The organism is Achromobacter sp. 01N37, from assembly GCF_056399725.1.
The window spans coordinates 42,319-56,502 of the sequence record NZ_JBFTRX010000005.1; the positions used below are offsets into that span (position 1 = coordinate 42,319).

Here is a 14,184-nt window from a genome sequence, read left to right on the forward strand (position 1 = left end):
GCGCAGCTTCTGTGGTTCGCCCAAGGCTGAACACTGAAGCAGAAATGGTCAGAGGGGTCGAAAGACCCATTGTAAAACCAACTGCGCTCAGGACGCATGTTTTAGTTAAACGTTTTTAAGCTTTCAGGCTTTAAAAACACAAACTAAAGCAAAGCAACTAGAGCGGCAGCGTATCACATACTTCTGACACAGTATCTCTCAGTGCCCAGGTGGCGGAATTGGTAGACGCGCACGGTTCAGGTCCGTGTGCCGCAAGGTGTGGAGGTTCGAGTCCTCTCCTGGGCACCACGGAATTTAAGTCTGATTGGCTTTCGGGCGAGTCAGATAGTGAAAGGTAAAAAGTAAGAAGTCAGAGCCAACAGCTCTTTCTGTGCCCAGGTGGCGGAATTGGTAGACGCGCACGGTTCAGGTCCGTGTGCCGCAAGGTGTGGAGGTTCGAGTCCTCTCCTGGGCACCACCCGCATATAGGTCGAATCGGCACTTAGCTGATTGGATAGCAAGGCGAAAAGCCCCGAAGATCGAAAGATGTTCGGGGCTTTTGCTTTGCGCGCGCAATTCGTGAAACCTTCACGAGCCATTCACCTTCACGAGCCATTCATTTAAATGGCCCGCAGATTAATCACGCAGGATTATCTTCTGCGCGCCCTGCCCGACTGCAAACTCATCGCCATGGCACCTTGCGCTGCAAATGATGCCGCGCATAAAGGTCTTCACCCATCCCTTCTATCTGCCCGTCGATCAACGCTTCGAATGGCCGCAGCAAGGCATCGACATTCATCGGCGCCTCGATCGCATTCAACGCGTGCGTGACGGCTTCGATCGTGGACAGCGCACCCGGAATATCGGCATGACGCACGCGATAACGCGTGGTCAAGCCCGGCGACAACATCACGCGCGGCAACGCCGCCAGCTCGGGATTGATGTGCAGCAACTTGCGCGCATGCCCCCACGTGCCATCCGGCACTATCAATTGAATCGGCTGATCCAGATCCTGCCCATACCCCGGATGCAAGACCTCGGCGGCCGGCCCCGGAAACAACAAGCGAGGCGCGTAGCCAGGCGCGGCCCAATCGCTCGGCTCGAAGCGTTCACCCACCACCCGCCGCGCACCCGCCAGCCCCAGCACCGCCAACCGGGCGGTGTTCAAAGCGTGACGCGATTCACTGGGATGCTGCAACACCACGACGCGGGTGCGGCACGACAAGGACGGGATCAGCGCGCACAGGCAGTGCGATTCGGGGCGCAGGCAGCGCGTGCAAAGAGGGCGAGACATGGGGCGACACTATAGCGAAAGTGGGCCGCACGAAAAAATGCGGAAAGAGAGAAAAAAGATTCTCCGTCGCTTGCACACCTTCAAAAAAGTATGCATAATCTCGTTCCTCTGCTGCTGAACAAGAAACGAAGCGAAAGCGACGCAACAAGTGAAGCGACAGCGCCCAGGTGGCGGAATTGGTAGACGCGCACGGTTCAGGTCCGTGTGCCGCAAGGTGTGGAGGTTCGAGTCCTCTCCTGGGCACCAATTATTACATCACGAGGTACCTGCGTGATGCGCCAAGAAAAACCCCGTTCGTGAAAACGACCGGGGTTTTTTCTTTTGGCTTTTCGTGGTTTGCACGCGCCCTAGCCCTACTTCAGTTCGCGCGTCATCACCACATGCGGAATGCCCGCTTCCACGAACTCCTCGCCTTCCACCGCAAAGCCGTGCGCCTGATAGAAGCCGGCGGCGTGCGTTTGCGCGTGCAACACCAACATACGATGGCCATCGCCATGGCCTTGCTCGATCAGCGCATCCAGCAACTGCCCGCCCACGCCCATGCCGCGCGCTTTCTTGTGCACGGCCATGCGGCCGATATGGCCATCGGGCAGCAAGCGGYCGGTGCCCATCGGCGTGCCGTCCGGCCCATAAGCCACGGCGTGTACTGACACGGCATCGTCATCGTCCAGCTCAACCTCGGGCGGGACTTTTTGCTCGACGACAAAAACTTCGTATCGAACCGAGTAAGCGTCTTGGCGCAAGCGGTCCCACGTGCCGAGCGCAATACGCACTGCTGATTTTTTTGATGGTTTATTGGTCGACATTTCCATTCCCTCGCGTGCAACGGATCAACAATAAATATCCTACGCCGCATTCTCGCAAGGATGACACCGAGCCGAAAAGGGGTACGATCGCGGCTTGCCCACGTTGCCTGCACCCAACATGACGCCCGCCACACCCCCAACCTGGCTGAAAATCGCGCCCGCGCTTTTCCTGTTGTTGTGGTCCAGTGGATTCGTCGTGCTCAAGATCGGCCTGGCTTATGCCGACCCGATGACGTTTCTGGCGGTGCGCTACGCCTGCGTCGTGCTGATTCTGGCGCCCTTCATGCTGATCATGCGCCCGCCGCTGCCGCGTGGTGCTCGCGCCTGGGGCCATCTGGCGATGGTCGGGCTGTTGCTGCAAGCGGGCTATTTCTGTTGCACGTATCTGTCTTTGAAGCTGGGCATGTCCGCGGGCGGCCTGGCGCTGATCGCATCGCTGCAACCTATTCTGATCGGACTGCTGGCGCCGATGATCGCGCAGGAACGTGTCGACCTCCGGCGTTGGGCTGGCCTGGGCCTGGGCGTCTCGGGCGCCGCGCTCGTCATCGTCGCCAAGGCGTCGATTGATGTGCTGGCGCCGCTGGGGCTGCTGTTCGCCGTGGGCGCACTGCTGTGCATCACAAGCGGCACGCTGTACGAAAAGCGCTACGGCACCGCCACACATCCCGTCACGTCCAATCTGGTGCAGTACGCGGTTGGCCTCGCGGTCACCGCGCCGCTGGCGTTCTGGCTGGAACCCATGCATATCGAATGGACCGGCCCGCTGCTGGGCGCGCTGGCCTATCTGGTGGTGGGCAATTCGCTTATCGCCATCACCTTGCTGCTGACGATGATCCGGCACGGCGAAGCCTCGCGCGTATCCGCCCTGTTCTTCCTGGTGCCGCCCTGCACGGCGGTGTTCGCATTGATGGCGCTGGGCGAACCCATTCCCGCACTGGCTTGGCCAGGCATGGCGTTGGCCGCGTTGGGTATTCTGCTGGTCACCCGCAGCGCCCGCGCTCGCCAAGTAGAATGAGCGCCTTCCCGCGCCCTCGCCTTCGACCATGAATGCCGTCATCACCGCCGCCCTGCCGGTCTTTGCGCTGATCCTGACCGGATGGCTGGCCGCCCGCGCAAAGGTGCTTGGCCCCGGCGCGACCGACGCGTTGAACCGCTACGTGGTCTACCTGTCGCTGCCGGCGCTGCTGTTCCGGGCGATGACGCAGGTGGACTTGGCGCACATGGCGCACTGGGGTTTTGTCGGCGCATTTGCCGGCGGCATCGCCGTGACGTTTTTGGTGGCGTTTTTGCCGGGCCGGGGCGCTGACAAGAACACGCGGCGCGCCCTTACCGACCGCAGCATCGAAGGGCTGGCGGCGTCCTACGCGAATGCCGGCTACATGGGCATTCCGCTGTGCCTGGCGCTGCTGGGCGCGGACAGCCTTGCGCCCGCCACGTTCACCACACTGCTGACCGCCAGCGTGCTGTTCGGCTTCGCCATCGCACTGATTGAATTCGACCGCCAGCAAACCCCCAACGCCGCCGCCACGCTGATCAAAGTCGGCCGGGCGCTAACGCGCAACCCCTTGCTGGCCGCCCCCGTGCTGGGCCTGGCCTGGGCCTCGACGGGCGTCGCGCTGCCCGAAGGCATCGACCGCTACGTGGCCTTGCTGGGCGCGTCCGCCAGCCCGTGTGCGCTGGTCACGATCGGCCTGTTCCTGGCGCAGACGGAAACGGCCAGCGCAGGCCCAGGCGTACTACGCCTGGTGCTGGGCAAGCTGTTGCTGCAACCCGCCGTCACGGCAGTGCTGGCCTTCTATGTTTTTTCCATGCCCCCGCTCTGGGCCTGGACCGCCGTGCTGATGAGCGCGTTGCCCATCGGCACCGGGCCGTTCATGCTGGCCAATATGTACGGCCGCGATGCGCGCGTCACATCCCGCGCCATCCTCGTCTCGACCGTGGCCTCGGTGCTGACCGTCAGCCTGCTGGTGGCCTGGATCAGCGCCCATCCTGTTTCCTGACCGTCGTTGCTCGCCGCCGACTTCGCCGCAGCCTGGCGCATTGTCTGGAACGCCATCTGTGGCGGCGGCAAGAGACTCAGCTCTTAATAACTTTTAGTTATTATTCAAGCGGAATTTATTGGTTTGGGAGATTTGCGCTCCGCCTTAAACTTCCAACATTCCCACGGGCGCCCTCAATGCGCCCGTTTGCTTTGACGATACCCATCCCATCGGGATACCCATGAGCTCCAACGCCTCGACCCTGCCCCTGCCCTCTTCGGCCCTGCCGCCCATCCAGATCAACCGCAAGCCGCTTTGGATTGCACTGTTGCTGCTGCTGGCCGGCGCGCTCTATCTGAACCAGACCGTCAGCTGGCGCCAAGGCGCGCTGTGGGTGGTCGGTGCGCTGCTGGGCGTCACGCTGTATCACGCGTCGTTCGGCTTCACGCAAGCGTGGCGCGTGTTCGTGTCGGATCGCCGGAGCGCGGGGCTGCGCGCGCAAATGTTCATGCTGGGCGTGGGCGTGCTGCTGTTCTTCCCTTTCCTGGCATCGGGCTCGCTGTTCGGCCAGCCCGTCACGGGATTTGTCTCGCCGCCGGGGGTGTCCGTGGTGCTGGGCGCCTTCCTCTTTGGCATCGGCATGCAGTTGGGCGGCGGCTGCGCCTCGGGCACGCTGTTCGCAGTGGGCGGCGGCAATACCCGCATGCTGGTGACCTTGCTGTTCTTTATCATCGGTTCGGTGATTGCCACCGCCAACTTCGGCTGGTGGTCGGCGCTGCCCGCGCTGGCGCCCACGTCGCTGATCAAGACCTGGGGCCTGGCGCCAGCGCTTGCCGCCAACCTGGCCGTGTTCGCGCTGATCGCCTGGGTGGCCACCGCGCTTGAGAAGCGCCGCCACGGTCATGTGGTGTCGTTTGCATCGCGCACCGCGCGTCCGGTGTCGCTGCTGCAAGGCCCGTGGCCGCTGATCTGGGGCGGGGTGGCGCTGGTCGTTCTGAACTTTGCCACGTTGGCGCTGGCCGGCCGCCCGTGGGGCATCACGTCAGCCTTTGCGCTGTGGGGCGCCAAGGCCCTGAACGCCGTCAGCGGCGACGTGGCGACCTGGACCTACTGGAGCAAGCAGCCCTCGCTGGGCGCACCGCTGCGCCAAGACGTCACGACCGTCATGGACATCGGCCTGATGCTGGGCGCGCTGGCCGCGGCCAGCGCAGCGGGCAAGTTCGCCCCTGTGTGGAAAGTGCCCGCGCGTTCGCTGGCCGGCGCCGTCATTGGCGGCCTGCTGCTGGGCTATGGCTCACGCCTGGCTTTCGGCTGCAACATCGGCGCCTACTTCAGCGGCATCCTGTCGGGCAGCCTGCATGCCTGGCTGTGGCTGCCGGCCGCATTCGCTGGCAGCGCCCTGGGCGTGCATTTGCGCCCGGCTTTCGGGCTGGCGGTTGAGAAGACGCCGCCTGCGTCCAGCTGCTAAGCCACGCGGCTTAACCCCGGCACTGAAAAACAGTGTTCCAGAATCGGCCCCCTTAATTAAGGGGGTCTTTTTTTTCTGGGGGGTGAGCTGGTGTATGGTTGCTCCATTCCGCAATACGGAGAGGACTATGAGCTGGTTTGTCGGCCGCTACACGGCCTTTATATTGACCCTGGCAGGCGCGGCCATCACCGCCTTCCTGGCCATCACCAGTTCACTCTGGTGGCTATGGGCGGCGGTGCCGCTGGCGGCGTTGGGCGTGCTGGGTGTCTATGACCTGATCCAGACCCGCCACGCCATCCGGCGCAACTACCCCGTGCTGGGCAACCTGCGCTTCCTGTTCGAATTCATCCGCCCCGAGATCCGCCAGTACTTCCTGGAAGACGACACGCAAGCCGCGCCGTTCTCGCGCGCGCAACGCTCCATCGTGTATCAGCGCGCCAAGCGCGAGATCGACAAGCGCCCCTTCGGCACGCAGGAAGACGTCTACGGCGACCGCTACGAATGGATCAACCATTCCATGTCACCGTCGCACATCAACGATACGGATTTCCGCGTCACGGTGGGCGGGCCGGACTGCAAGCAGCCCTATTCGATGTCGGCGTTCAACGTGTCGGCGATGAGCTTTGGCGCCCTGTCCGCCAACGCGATTCTGGCGCTGAATGAAGGCGCACGCCAAGGCGACTTTGCGCATGACACGGGCGAAGGCGGCATCAGCCGCTACCACCGCCAACCCGGCGGCAGCCTGGTGTGGAACATTGGCTCGGGCTACTTCGGCTGTCGCGACGAGCACGGCGCCTTCTCGGAAGAAGCCTTTGTAAAGAACGCCTGTACGCCGCAGGTGAAGATGATCGAAATCAAGCTGTCGCAGGGCGCCAAGCCCGGGCATGGCGGCATCCTGCCTGCCGGCAAGGTCACGCCCGAGATCGCCGAAGCGCGCGGCGTGGCGGCCTGGCAAGACTGCAATTCGCCGGCCAGCCATTCGGCGTTTGACTCCCCCATCGGCCTGATGAAATTCGTGGCGCGCCTGCGCGAACTTTCAGGCGGCAAACCCGTGGGCTTCAAGTTCTGCGTGGGCCACCCATGGGAATGGTTCGCCATCGTGAAGGCCATGCTGGAAACCGGCATCACGCCGGACTTCATCGTGGTGGATGGCGCGGAAGGCGGCACGGGCGCGGCGCCCGTCGAATTTGTCGACCACGTCGGCACGCCGCTGCGCGAGGCGCTGCGCCTGGTGCACAACACGCTGATCGGCGTGAACCTGCGCGACCGCATCAAGCTGGGCGCGTCCGGCAAGATCATCACCGCTTTCGACATGGCGCGCGTCATGGCGATGGGCGCCGACTGGTGCAACGCCGCGCGCGGCTTCATGTTCGCCATTGGCTGTATTCAGGCGCAGGCCTGCCACACCGGCAAATGCCCCACTGGCGTCACCACGCAAGACCCGCTGCGCCAACGCGCGCTGGTCGTGCCAGACAAGGCGCAGCGCGTGACGTTCTTCCATCGCAACACGCTGCATGCGCTGGCCGAACTGCTGGCGGCAGCCGGCCTGACTCACCCTGGCCAATTGCGTCCGCACCATATCGCGCGCCGCATTTCGTCCAGCGAAATCCGCCTGCTGTCCGCGCTGTTCCCCGAACTGGCGCCGGGCGAATTGCTGCGCGGTGAATTCCGCCATCAAGTCTTCAGGGTGGGTTGGGCGATGGCGCAGGCAAGCTCGTTCCAACCCACGCAAGACATCACGACGGCGCTGGCGGAGCATCGCGCTTAAGTTTCAAGGCAACAGACAGCGGATGTTCAGCAGCGGATGTTCAGCAACGGCTAAGCGTACGACGGCCAACTGCGGCCAACGACGGCCCACTACAGCCCACTACAGCCAGCGCTCGAACATCCGCGAGAAGAACTCCATGAAGCGGTCGTCGGCGCCTCGGTTGCGCCAGGCTTCTGGCGTGATCTGCACCGAGTCCGCCACATCGCGCTGGAACAACGCTTCCATTTCGCCCGCGAATTCCGGCCCCAGCACCACTGCGTTGATCTCATAGTTCAACGCAAAGCTGCGCCAATCCATGTTGCTGGACCCGACCGTCGACCACACGCCGTCGACTACAGCCGTCTTTGCGTGCAGCAGGGCGTCGCGCCGTTCGTAGAGCTTCACGCCGGCGCGCAGCAAGTCGGTGTAATGCGAGCGCCCCGCGTTGAACACCAGCGACGAATCGCTGAACCCCGGCAGCACCAGCACCACGTCCACGCCACGCTGCGCGGCGCTGGACAAAGCATCGATGAAAGCCGGGTCCGGCACGAAGTACGCCATCGTGATGTGGATGGATTTTTGCGCGCTTTCGAACGCGGACATCAGCGTCAGGTAGACCGTGTAGCCGTCGCTGCGATCAGGCTGGTTGGCCAGGATGCGCACGCTGGTGGCGCCCACCGCCGGCGCAATGTTGGTGCCGCCGCCCTTGATCGGTTCGTCGGATTGCGACGCCCAACCCGCCTGAATCACCTGTTCCACCTGCGCCACCGCCGGGCCTTCAATGCGCAGATGCGTGTCGCGCCAGGGCGCAGCCTTGGCGTCGCCCTTTGCCTTGGTATCCGCGCCGCCGCCGCTTGCCCCGACCACTGAGCTCGATCCCGAGCCTGGCGATGATTCATACACGCTGCTGACGTTGATACCGCCCACGTAGCCGACCTTGCCGTCCACCACCAGCACCTTGCGGTGGTTGCGCTGATTCGGCGACCAGCCCGCACGGGCGCTTGCCGGATTCACAGGGTTGAACACGGCGACCTGCACGCCAGCATCGCGCAACCGCTGGAACAGCGCATCAGGCGTTTTGATGGTGCCCACGGCATCCACCATCAACGACACTTCGGCGCCCCGGTTGCGGGCGCCAATCAGCGCGTCGGCAAAGCGTGCGCCTTCCGCGTCGTCATCGAAAATATAGGTTTCCATGTGCACATACCGGCGCGCCTGCCGGATGGATTGCAGCATGGCTTGATAGGTGCTCGGGCCGTCGGCCAGCAGCCGCACGCGGTTGCCTGCCATGAGAGGTGTGCCGCTGACGGCTTGTTCAACGGCCAGGTGGCGCGCCAGAAAATCATCTTTGGGCGTCTTCGCATCCGCCGCAATGCCCTGCCCTTGGCGGTAACTGTCGCGGGCCGCATCGGCGGACAAGCCGGCTTGCGCCTTGCGCGCCTGACGCTCCTGCGCATCAGGCACGCTGGCGCAGGCGGCCAGCATGAGGGTGGCGCAGGCCAGCATCAGCGCCTGCGCCCAACGGCGTACGCCGGGCAGCGTGCCGGGCAACCCGCTGAGCGTGCCCGGCCCCGTTACTATCCGGCCCGCAGCCGGAGACGGCCTCATGGCAACGGCGGCTTAGCGCCGGCCGCTTGCCACCAGGCACCCCAGCAGGGCGCCAACCAGTGCCGCCACGCCAACCGACTTCCAGGCGTGCTCGTGCACATACTCATCGGCATAGGCCTTGGCGCGATACGCGCGTTCCCGCGCGGCGCCTTCCCAGTCGCGCGAGTGGTCGCGCGCTTCGGCCAACTGCTGCTTTAAACGCGCACGGGCCGATTCGATTTCGGAGCCGGTATAAGAAGCCGTCGAACGCAAAAGGTCTTCCGTGCCCGCAAGCAGCTCGTGAAAGCTGTCGTTGACCCGGTCGCGATGCAGAGCCATCTCGGCGCGTTGGTGCTTTCGATTCATAGTCGCTCCTTATGAAGTTGGGCCTTCTCAAGTGCCTGGCCGGACACATCGCTGTGTCCGGCCAGATGCTCGTTTGACCATGTCCCCATTGTGCCGATCATTCGGCGCTTTCGCCCGAGCTTTGGCAACCAGCCGTAATTCGATATTTCAGCGGAGCGAAACTTGCTAAGGGCAAGGCAAGACGTGCCGCCGCAACAAGCGTGACGACCGCCTCAATTTCGTAAAAGTCCATTGCATTCATTGGCTTAGCGCTTGACACCGCAACCCCCCTGGCCGCCACAATAGCCCCTTGCAATGCGCTTCAACCGCCTAAAAAAAGGAAATGAACGCATGGTTTCCCCTTCTGCAGTGCTTGCCCATGCCGCGCCGGCTTTCCTGGCGCGTGGTTCGCAGGCCCCGAGTCCCGAACAAGCTGAACTGCGGGACGGTCTGCTGGACGATCCCGCCCATATCGATCCCAAGTTCTTGTACGACGCGCTCGGTTCGTCGCTGTTCACCGCCATTACGCAGTTGCCTGAGTACTACCCGACTCGCTGCGAAGCCGAGATTTTCCAGCGACACGGCGCAGACATCGCCCGGCATGTGGGCGAGATCACGTCCATGATCGACCTGGGTGCGGGCGACTGCGTCAAAGCTGAAAACCTGTTCGCTCGTCTGCGTCCGCGGCATTACATTCCCATCGACATCTCGGCCGACTACCTGCAAGCCGCCGTGCGGCGGCTGCGCCTGGCGTATCCCGACCTGAGCGTGACCGCGATCGGCCAGGATTTTTCCCAGACGCTGGCGCTGCCTTCCAATGTGCCGGCCGACCACCGCCTGTTCTTTTACCCCGGCTCCAGCATCGGCAACCTGAGCCCCGACGACGCGCTAGCCATGCTGCAACGCATCCGCGCGCAATGCGACGGCGGCGGCTTGCTGGTGGGGGTGGACCGCGTCAAATCCAAGCAGGTGCTGGAACCCGCGTACGACGATGCCCTGCATCTGACCGCCGCCTTCAACCTGAACCTGCTACGCCACGTGAACACCGTGCTGGACACCGACTTCGACGTGGCCGACTGGCGTCACGTGGCGCTGTTCAACAGCCAGCGCTCGCGCATTGAAATGCACCTGGAAGCCCAACGCGCCGTCCGCGTGACATGGCCCGGCGGCGCACGCGACTTCACCGCTGGCGAACGCATCCACACCGAAAATTCCTACAAATTCACGCCAGACGCGTTTACCGATCTGCTGCAACGCGCGGGCTTTCGCGACGTGGTGCACTGGTCGGATGCCCGCGGCTGGTTCTCCGTTTTCAGCGCCCGCGCCTGACGCGGACCTGCCCTCAACGCCACTGGAGGATCGCCATGGAACCTGCCTGCCTGCTGACACACCCCGCCACCGGACCCTATGCCAGCGGGCAGGCCGGCCAGCACGATCGCTACGATGCCGTGCGCTCCACCAGCACGGCGCTTGCCGCGCCGCTCAGCCCCGAAGACTGCCAGGTGCAATCCATGCCGGATTGCAGCCCGGYCAAATGGCATCTGGCGCACACSACSTGGTTCTTCGAGACATTTCTGCTGACGCATTTCCACCCGCCGTACACGATGTTCCATCCGCAGTACCGCATGCTGTTCAACTCCTACTACAACGCCATCGGCGCCAAGCATCCGCGTCCGCACCGAGGCCTGCTGTCGCGGCCCGCGCTGTCTGATGTGCTGCAATACCGCCAGCATGTCGATGGCGCCATGCACGACCTGATTTCCCGGCTGGGCGGCAATGAACCGGCCTTTGACGCGTTGCTGGAACTGGGCTTGAACCATGAACAGCAACATCAGGAATTGATCCTGACCGACGTGAAGCACATGCTGTCCTGCAACCCGCTCAAGCCCGCTTACATCGCGCCGGGCTCAGCCGCCCTTCCCCCTGGCACGCCCGCCGGCTGGACCCGCTACGCAGGCGGCATCACCCGCATCGGTCACGATGGCCGCGGCTTTGGGTTCGACAACGAAGGCCCCGCGCATGAAGTGCTCGTCGCCCCGTTCCATCTGGCGGACCGGCTGGTCACGCAGCATGAGTTCCAGGCCTTCATTCGCGACGGTGGCTACAAGCGGCCCGAACTCTGGCTGTCCGCAGGCTGGGACCGCGTGTGCGCCGAAGGCTGGCGCGCACCGCTTTACTGGGAAGGACAGCGCGACGATTGGCGCATCTTCACATTGCGCGGCATGCAAGAGCTTGAGCTCCAGGCGCCCGTCACTCACGTCAGCTATTTCGAAGCCGACGCCTACGCGCGCTGGGCTCGCGTACGCCTGCCGCGTGAAGCCGAATGGGAATACGCCGCCCGCCAACTGGCCGACCCCGCATTTCCCGGCCGCGCCAACATGCTGGAAAACGGCCATCTGGACCCGCGCCCCGCCCCGGCCCGCAACGGCTCGGGCGGCCCCGTGCAGCTATTCGGCGACACATGGGAATGGACGTCCAGCGCCTACGACGCCTATCCCGGCTACCAGCCAGACGCCGGCGCGGTCGGCGAATACAACGGCAAGTTCATGTGCAATCAGTACGTGTTGCGCGGCGGCTCCTGCGCCACACCGCGCGACCATGTGCGCGCCAGCTATCGCAACTTTTTCCCGCCGGATGCGCGCTGGCAATTCTCGGGCATCCGGCTGGCGCGAGACGCATAAAACGCTTCTTAAATTTTTTGCGCCGCGCCCGCTTGCAAACGAAAAAAGTTTCATGCTAGAATTTCGTTCTTCGTTGCTCAGCACTACTAACAAGTAGCTACTAAACAGCGAACAAGGATTGGCGCATTAGCTCAGCCGGTTAGAGCGACGGAATCATAATCCGCAGGTCCCCTGTTCGAATCAGGGATGCGCCACCAAGAATTAAAAAGGCCCTCACTTCGGTGAGGGCCTTTTGCATTGCGGTGTGGGCAACATTGCGGCGCGGGCAACGACGCCACAAGGATCGGGGCGCCCCACCGAGGGGCACCCCATCACGGGACGCCCCATCACGGAACACCCCATCGTGGGACGCCCTTCACTACACATCCACAATTACAGACGGCGCAGCATATCCCGGCGCTTGCCGCCCCACGTAGCCGACAAGCTTGCCACGAAGGCGCCGATCAGCATCGAGGCGAAGCCCCACAGCGCGAATGCAGCGGCTGCCTTGCGCGCGGCATCGGCCGCTTCCTTGGCCTTTTGCTTGGCGTCTGCCGCCGCCTTCTTGGCGTTGGCGATGGTCTGCTCGACACGGCGTTGCGCCACGGCGGGGTCCAGGCCGGTTTGTGCAGCCACCACCTTCACGACGTAGTCGCGGTCTTCGGGCGTGATGTCGCCGCGCGCCAGGCTCATCGCCACGATGCGGCCCACTTCAGTCTTGGCCGCATTGCGGTCGCCGCCAGCATCGGGCCGGTCCGAACGCAGCAGCGTGTCGGTCAGGTATTCGGTTGCCCGATCCATGCCGCCGCCCCCTGCACCCGCAGCGCCGGCCGCCGCCGTGGCGGTAACCGCCGCGCCCGCACCTGCTGCAACCGTCGCGCCCGTTTTCGCGGCGCCGGAAGCCACCGTCGCAATCGCGGACCCCAACAGCGCGGCGCTGACCACCGCGCTCAGCGCCCACACCAGAAAGCCATGGGCAGTGTCGCGGAAATAGACTTCATCCGAATGCACGTCGACCCATTTCGTACGCAAGCGGCCAGCCACATAGCCGCCGATGCCGTAAGAAATGATCTGCGTGAACAGCATCCACACGATGATGCTGATGCCAACGGCGGGGGCCGACATGCCCTCGTCGCTCCACGGCGAGACCGACAGAAAACCCAGGCCCGTGCCGCCGGCGAATAACGCAAGCGACAGCGCGGCGGCAATCACCGCGCCCGCGAAAACGGCCGCCCAGGACACCGCCGACACCGCTGATTCTTGCGTAGGTACGCCAGCGACGTATGGCTGGCCTACTGATGATGCGTTTTCCATGGTGATTCCTTATTCATTGTTTTATCGCGCCGGCCTTCAGGCCAGCTTCAAGCCCAAACGCCGATGCGGGAAACGGCAGACACGTCAATGCCAGAAAAGCGCCAGCAAAATGATGATGGGAATGGGCACGCCAAGCAGCCACAGCAAGATGGAACGCATATCGGACTCCTCATGATTTGATGAATTGCGCGCGAGCAGGCAACCGCCGCTCAAGCCAGATCAATGGCGCCAGGCATACGCGGATCGGGCGCAGGCGGCGTGGGATCGTGCGACGGCGGATCGTCGGGCGGCTGATTCGGGTCCGGCAAGGGATCGTCGGGCGGCAAGTTGCCGGGTAGCGAAGGGTCGTCCGGCGACAGGTCGTCGGGCAAGCCAGGCTCTCGATGCGGGGTTGGGGTCATGTTCTGCTCCTCCGGCGCGTATTGCGCCGCTCAGGTGCACAGCAATTCGCGTTCCCGCCCCGCTTCGATATCGCACCGGCGCAAAAAAGCCCTCTGGCGAGGGCTTCATCTTGCGCAACATCAAGGGCGGAATCAGGGCTTGGGCTTCGCTTCCTTGGGGACGCTCGTGACATTTTTGCCATCGCTGCCCAGAAATTTCACAACGGCGGCCTTGCCCGCCGCAGAGGCCTCATCCTGGCTGCCATAGCGTCTTTCCGAATAATTGGTGCTGTGCACATTGCCGGTCTCAGGGTCGAGCAATGTGATGATCCATGCGAATTCGCCCGGCATGAGCTGCCTGACCTGAAGCGTGGCACGCGTGCCAGGGCGTAATTTCTGCGGCATGGGACCGCCTTTTTCTGTGATGGGATGCCGCCATCGTAGCGCAATCCCTACGCTGAAACGGCCTTATCGAACGCCGATTGAAATGCTGCGCGCGCACATGAAATTCATGCTGCATCCCCTGCGGCAAAACCGCCACATCGCAAGCGTTGCGCCTGGAAAACCCTAGGGTGCAGTCTGCCAATACAGGCGCACAATCAGATCAAACATCTAGACCGCAGCA

At 63.5% G+C, this 14,184-nt stretch carries 13 protein-coding genes and 4 tRNA genes; 10 read left to right on the top strand and 7 right to left on the bottom strand.

Annotation, left to right across the window (positions count from 1 at the left end):
- The first annotated feature begins 203 nt into the window (after positions 1–203).
- Together AC1DSJ_RS11685 and AC1DSJ_RS11690 are read left to right on the top strand one after the other, a co-directional pair.
- Positions 204–288: transfer RNA gene (locus AC1DSJ_RS11685), tRNA-Leu, on the top strand.
- Positions 289–372: 84 nt separating this feature from the next.
- Positions 373–457 (top strand) — tRNA-Leu (locus tag AC1DSJ_RS11690).
- 204 nt (positions 458–661) lie between these two features.
- Here AC1DSJ_RS11690 and AC1DSJ_RS11695 read toward each other — a convergent pair.
- Positions 662–1,273: a tRNA-uridine aminocarboxypropyltransferase gene (locus AC1DSJ_RS11695; RefSeq protein ID WP_441370715.1), complete on the bottom strand. Its 612-nt coding sequence runs from the start codon at positions 1,271–1,273 to the stop codon at positions 662–664.
- A gap of 161 nt (positions 1,274–1,434) precedes the next feature.
- Between AC1DSJ_RS11695 and AC1DSJ_RS11700 the strand changes: the two genes are divergently transcribed.
- Positions 1,435–1,519 (top strand) — tRNA-Leu (locus tag AC1DSJ_RS11700).
- A 107-nt stretch (positions 1,520–1,626) separates the two neighbouring features.
- Here AC1DSJ_RS11700 and AC1DSJ_RS11705 read toward each other — a convergent pair.
- Positions 1,627–2,085 carry a GNAT family N-acetyltransferase gene (locus tag AC1DSJ_RS11705; protein WP_476760308.1) on the bottom strand — a complete coding sequence of 153 codons (459 nt, stop codon included), beginning with the start codon at positions 2,083–2,085 and terminating at the stop codon, positions 1,627–1,629.
- Positions 2,086–2,197: 112 nt separating this feature from the next.
- On the opposite strand from AC1DSJ_RS11705, the gene AC1DSJ_RS11710 reads away from it, so the two are divergent.
- From AC1DSJ_RS11710 to AC1DSJ_RS11725, 4 genes are all read left to right on the top strand, one after another.
- Positions 2,198–3,094: a DMT family transporter gene (locus AC1DSJ_RS11710; RefSeq protein ID WP_054423404.1), complete on the top strand. Its 897-nt coding sequence runs from the start codon at positions 2,198–2,200 to the stop codon at positions 3,092–3,094.
- 28 nt (positions 3,095–3,122) lie between these two features.
- Entirely contained in the window at positions 3,123–4,079 is a 957-nt protein-coding gene (locus AC1DSJ_RS11715; RefSeq protein WP_054423405.1) for an AEC family transporter, read from the top strand.
- Positions 4,080–4,299: 220 nt separating this feature from the next.
- Positions 4,300–5,526 carry a YeeE/YedE family protein gene (locus tag AC1DSJ_RS11720; protein WP_054423406.1) on the top strand — a complete coding sequence of 409 codons (1,227 nt, stop codon included), beginning with the start codon at positions 4,300–4,302 and terminating at the stop codon, positions 5,524–5,526.
- 127 nt (positions 5,527–5,653) lie between these two features.
- A complete protein-coding gene (locus AC1DSJ_RS11725; RefSeq protein ID WP_054423407.1) occupies positions 5,654–7,294 on the top strand; it encodes an FMN-binding glutamate synthase family protein in 1,641 nt (546 codons plus the stop codon).
- Positions 7,295–7,393: 99 nt separating this feature from the next.
- Here the strand turns inward: AC1DSJ_RS11725 and AC1DSJ_RS11730 are convergent, their stop codons facing one another.
- A complete protein-coding gene (locus AC1DSJ_RS11730) occupies positions 7,394–8,758 on the bottom strand; it encodes a phospholipase D-like domain-containing protein (RefSeq protein ID WP_175169769.1) in 1,365 nt (454 codons plus the stop codon).
- Positions 8,759–8,893: 135 nt separating this feature from the next.
- Positions 8,894–9,226, bottom strand: a complete 333-nt coding sequence (locus AC1DSJ_RS11735) for an ElaB/YgaM/YqjD family protein (protein ID WP_054423408.1) — start codon at positions 9,224–9,226, stop codon at positions 8,894–8,896.
- Between the two features lie 330 nt (positions 9,227–9,556).
- Here AC1DSJ_RS11735 and egtD point away from each other — a divergent pair, with 330 nt between their 5' ends.
- From egtD to AC1DSJ_RS11750, 3 genes are all read left to right on the top strand, one after another.
- The gene (egtD, locus tag AC1DSJ_RS11740) at positions 9,557–10,534 is read left to right on the top strand and encodes an L-histidine N(alpha)-methyltransferase (protein ID WP_441370714.1); all 978 of its coding nucleotides are present in this window, start codon (positions 9,557–9,559) and stop codon (positions 10,532–10,534) included.
- 35 nt (positions 10,535–10,569) lie between these two features.
- A complete protein-coding gene (gene egtB, locus AC1DSJ_RS11745; protein ID WP_476760309.1) occupies positions 10,570–11,886 on the top strand; it encodes an ergothioneine biosynthesis protein EgtB in 1,317 nt (438 codons plus the stop codon).
- Between the two features lie 120 nt (positions 11,887–12,006).
- Positions 12,007–12,083: transfer RNA gene (locus AC1DSJ_RS11750), tRNA-Met, on the top strand.
- A gap of 175 nt (positions 12,084–12,258) precedes the next feature.
- Here AC1DSJ_RS11750 and AC1DSJ_RS11755 read toward each other — a convergent pair.
- The 3 genes from AC1DSJ_RS11755 to AC1DSJ_RS11765 all read right to left on the bottom strand — a co-directional run bounded on the left by AC1DSJ_RS11755 (position 12,259) and on the right by AC1DSJ_RS11765 (position 13,964).
- Positions 12,259–13,179 (bottom strand): hypothetical protein, encoded by a 921-nt coding sequence (locus tag AC1DSJ_RS11755; RefSeq protein WP_054423411.1) that lies wholly within the window; start codon positions 13,177–13,179, stop codon positions 12,259–12,261.
- 209 nt (positions 13,180–13,388) lie between these two features.
- Complete coding sequence (locus tag AC1DSJ_RS11760) at positions 13,389–13,580, bottom strand: hypothetical protein (protein ID WP_175169748.1); 192 nt, start codon at positions 13,578–13,580, stop codon at positions 13,389–13,391.
- A gap of 132 nt (positions 13,581–13,712) precedes the next feature.
- Positions 13,713–13,964: a hypothetical protein gene (locus AC1DSJ_RS11765; protein ID WP_427946547.1), complete on the bottom strand. Its 252-nt coding sequence runs from the start codon at positions 13,962–13,964 to the stop codon at positions 13,713–13,715.
- Positions 13,965–14,184 lie beyond the last annotated feature (220 nt).

Coding starts and splice junctions, on each gene's coding strand:
- AC1DSJ_RS11730 (WP_175169769.1), bottom strand. CDS start 8,758: ATGCTGGCCGCCTGCGCCAGCGTGCCTGATGCGCAGGAGCGTCAGGCG.
- AC1DSJ_RS11710 (WP_054423404.1), top strand. CDS start 2,198: ATGACGCCCGCCACACCCCCAACCTGGCTGAAAATCGCGCCCGCGCTT.
- AC1DSJ_RS11765 (WP_427946547.1), bottom strand. CDS start 13,964: ATGCCGCAGAAATTACGCCCTGGCACGCGTGCCACGCTTCAGGTCAGG.
- AC1DSJ_RS11720 (WP_054423406.1), top strand. CDS start 4,300: ATGAGCTCCAACGCCTCGACCCTGCCCCTGCCCTCTTCGGCCCTGCCG.
- AC1DSJ_RS11760 (WP_175169748.1), bottom strand. CDS start 13,580: ATGACCCCAACCCCGCATCGAGAGCCTGGCTTGCCCGACGACCTGTCG.
- AC1DSJ_RS11755 (WP_054423411.1), bottom strand. CDS start 13,179: ATGGAAAACGCATCATCAGTAGGCCAGCCATACGTCGCTGGCGTACCT.
- egtD (WP_441370714.1), top strand. CDS start 9,557: ATGGTTTCCCCTTCTGCAGTGCTTGCCCATGCCGCGCCGGCTTTCCTG.
- AC1DSJ_RS11735 (WP_054423408.1), bottom strand. CDS start 9,226: ATGAATCGAAAGCACCAACGCGCCGAGATGGCTCTGCATCGCGACCGG.
- AC1DSJ_RS11695 (WP_441370715.1), bottom strand. CDS start 1,273: ATGTCTCGCCCTCTTTGCACGCGCTGCCTGCGCCCCGAATCGCACTGC.
- AC1DSJ_RS11715 (WP_054423405.1), top strand. CDS start 3,123: ATGAATGCCGTCATCACCGCCGCCCTGCCGGTCTTTGCGCTGATCCTG.
- AC1DSJ_RS11725 (WP_054423407.1), top strand. CDS start 5,654: ATGAGCTGGTTTGTCGGCCGCTACACGGCCTTTATATTGACCCTGGCA.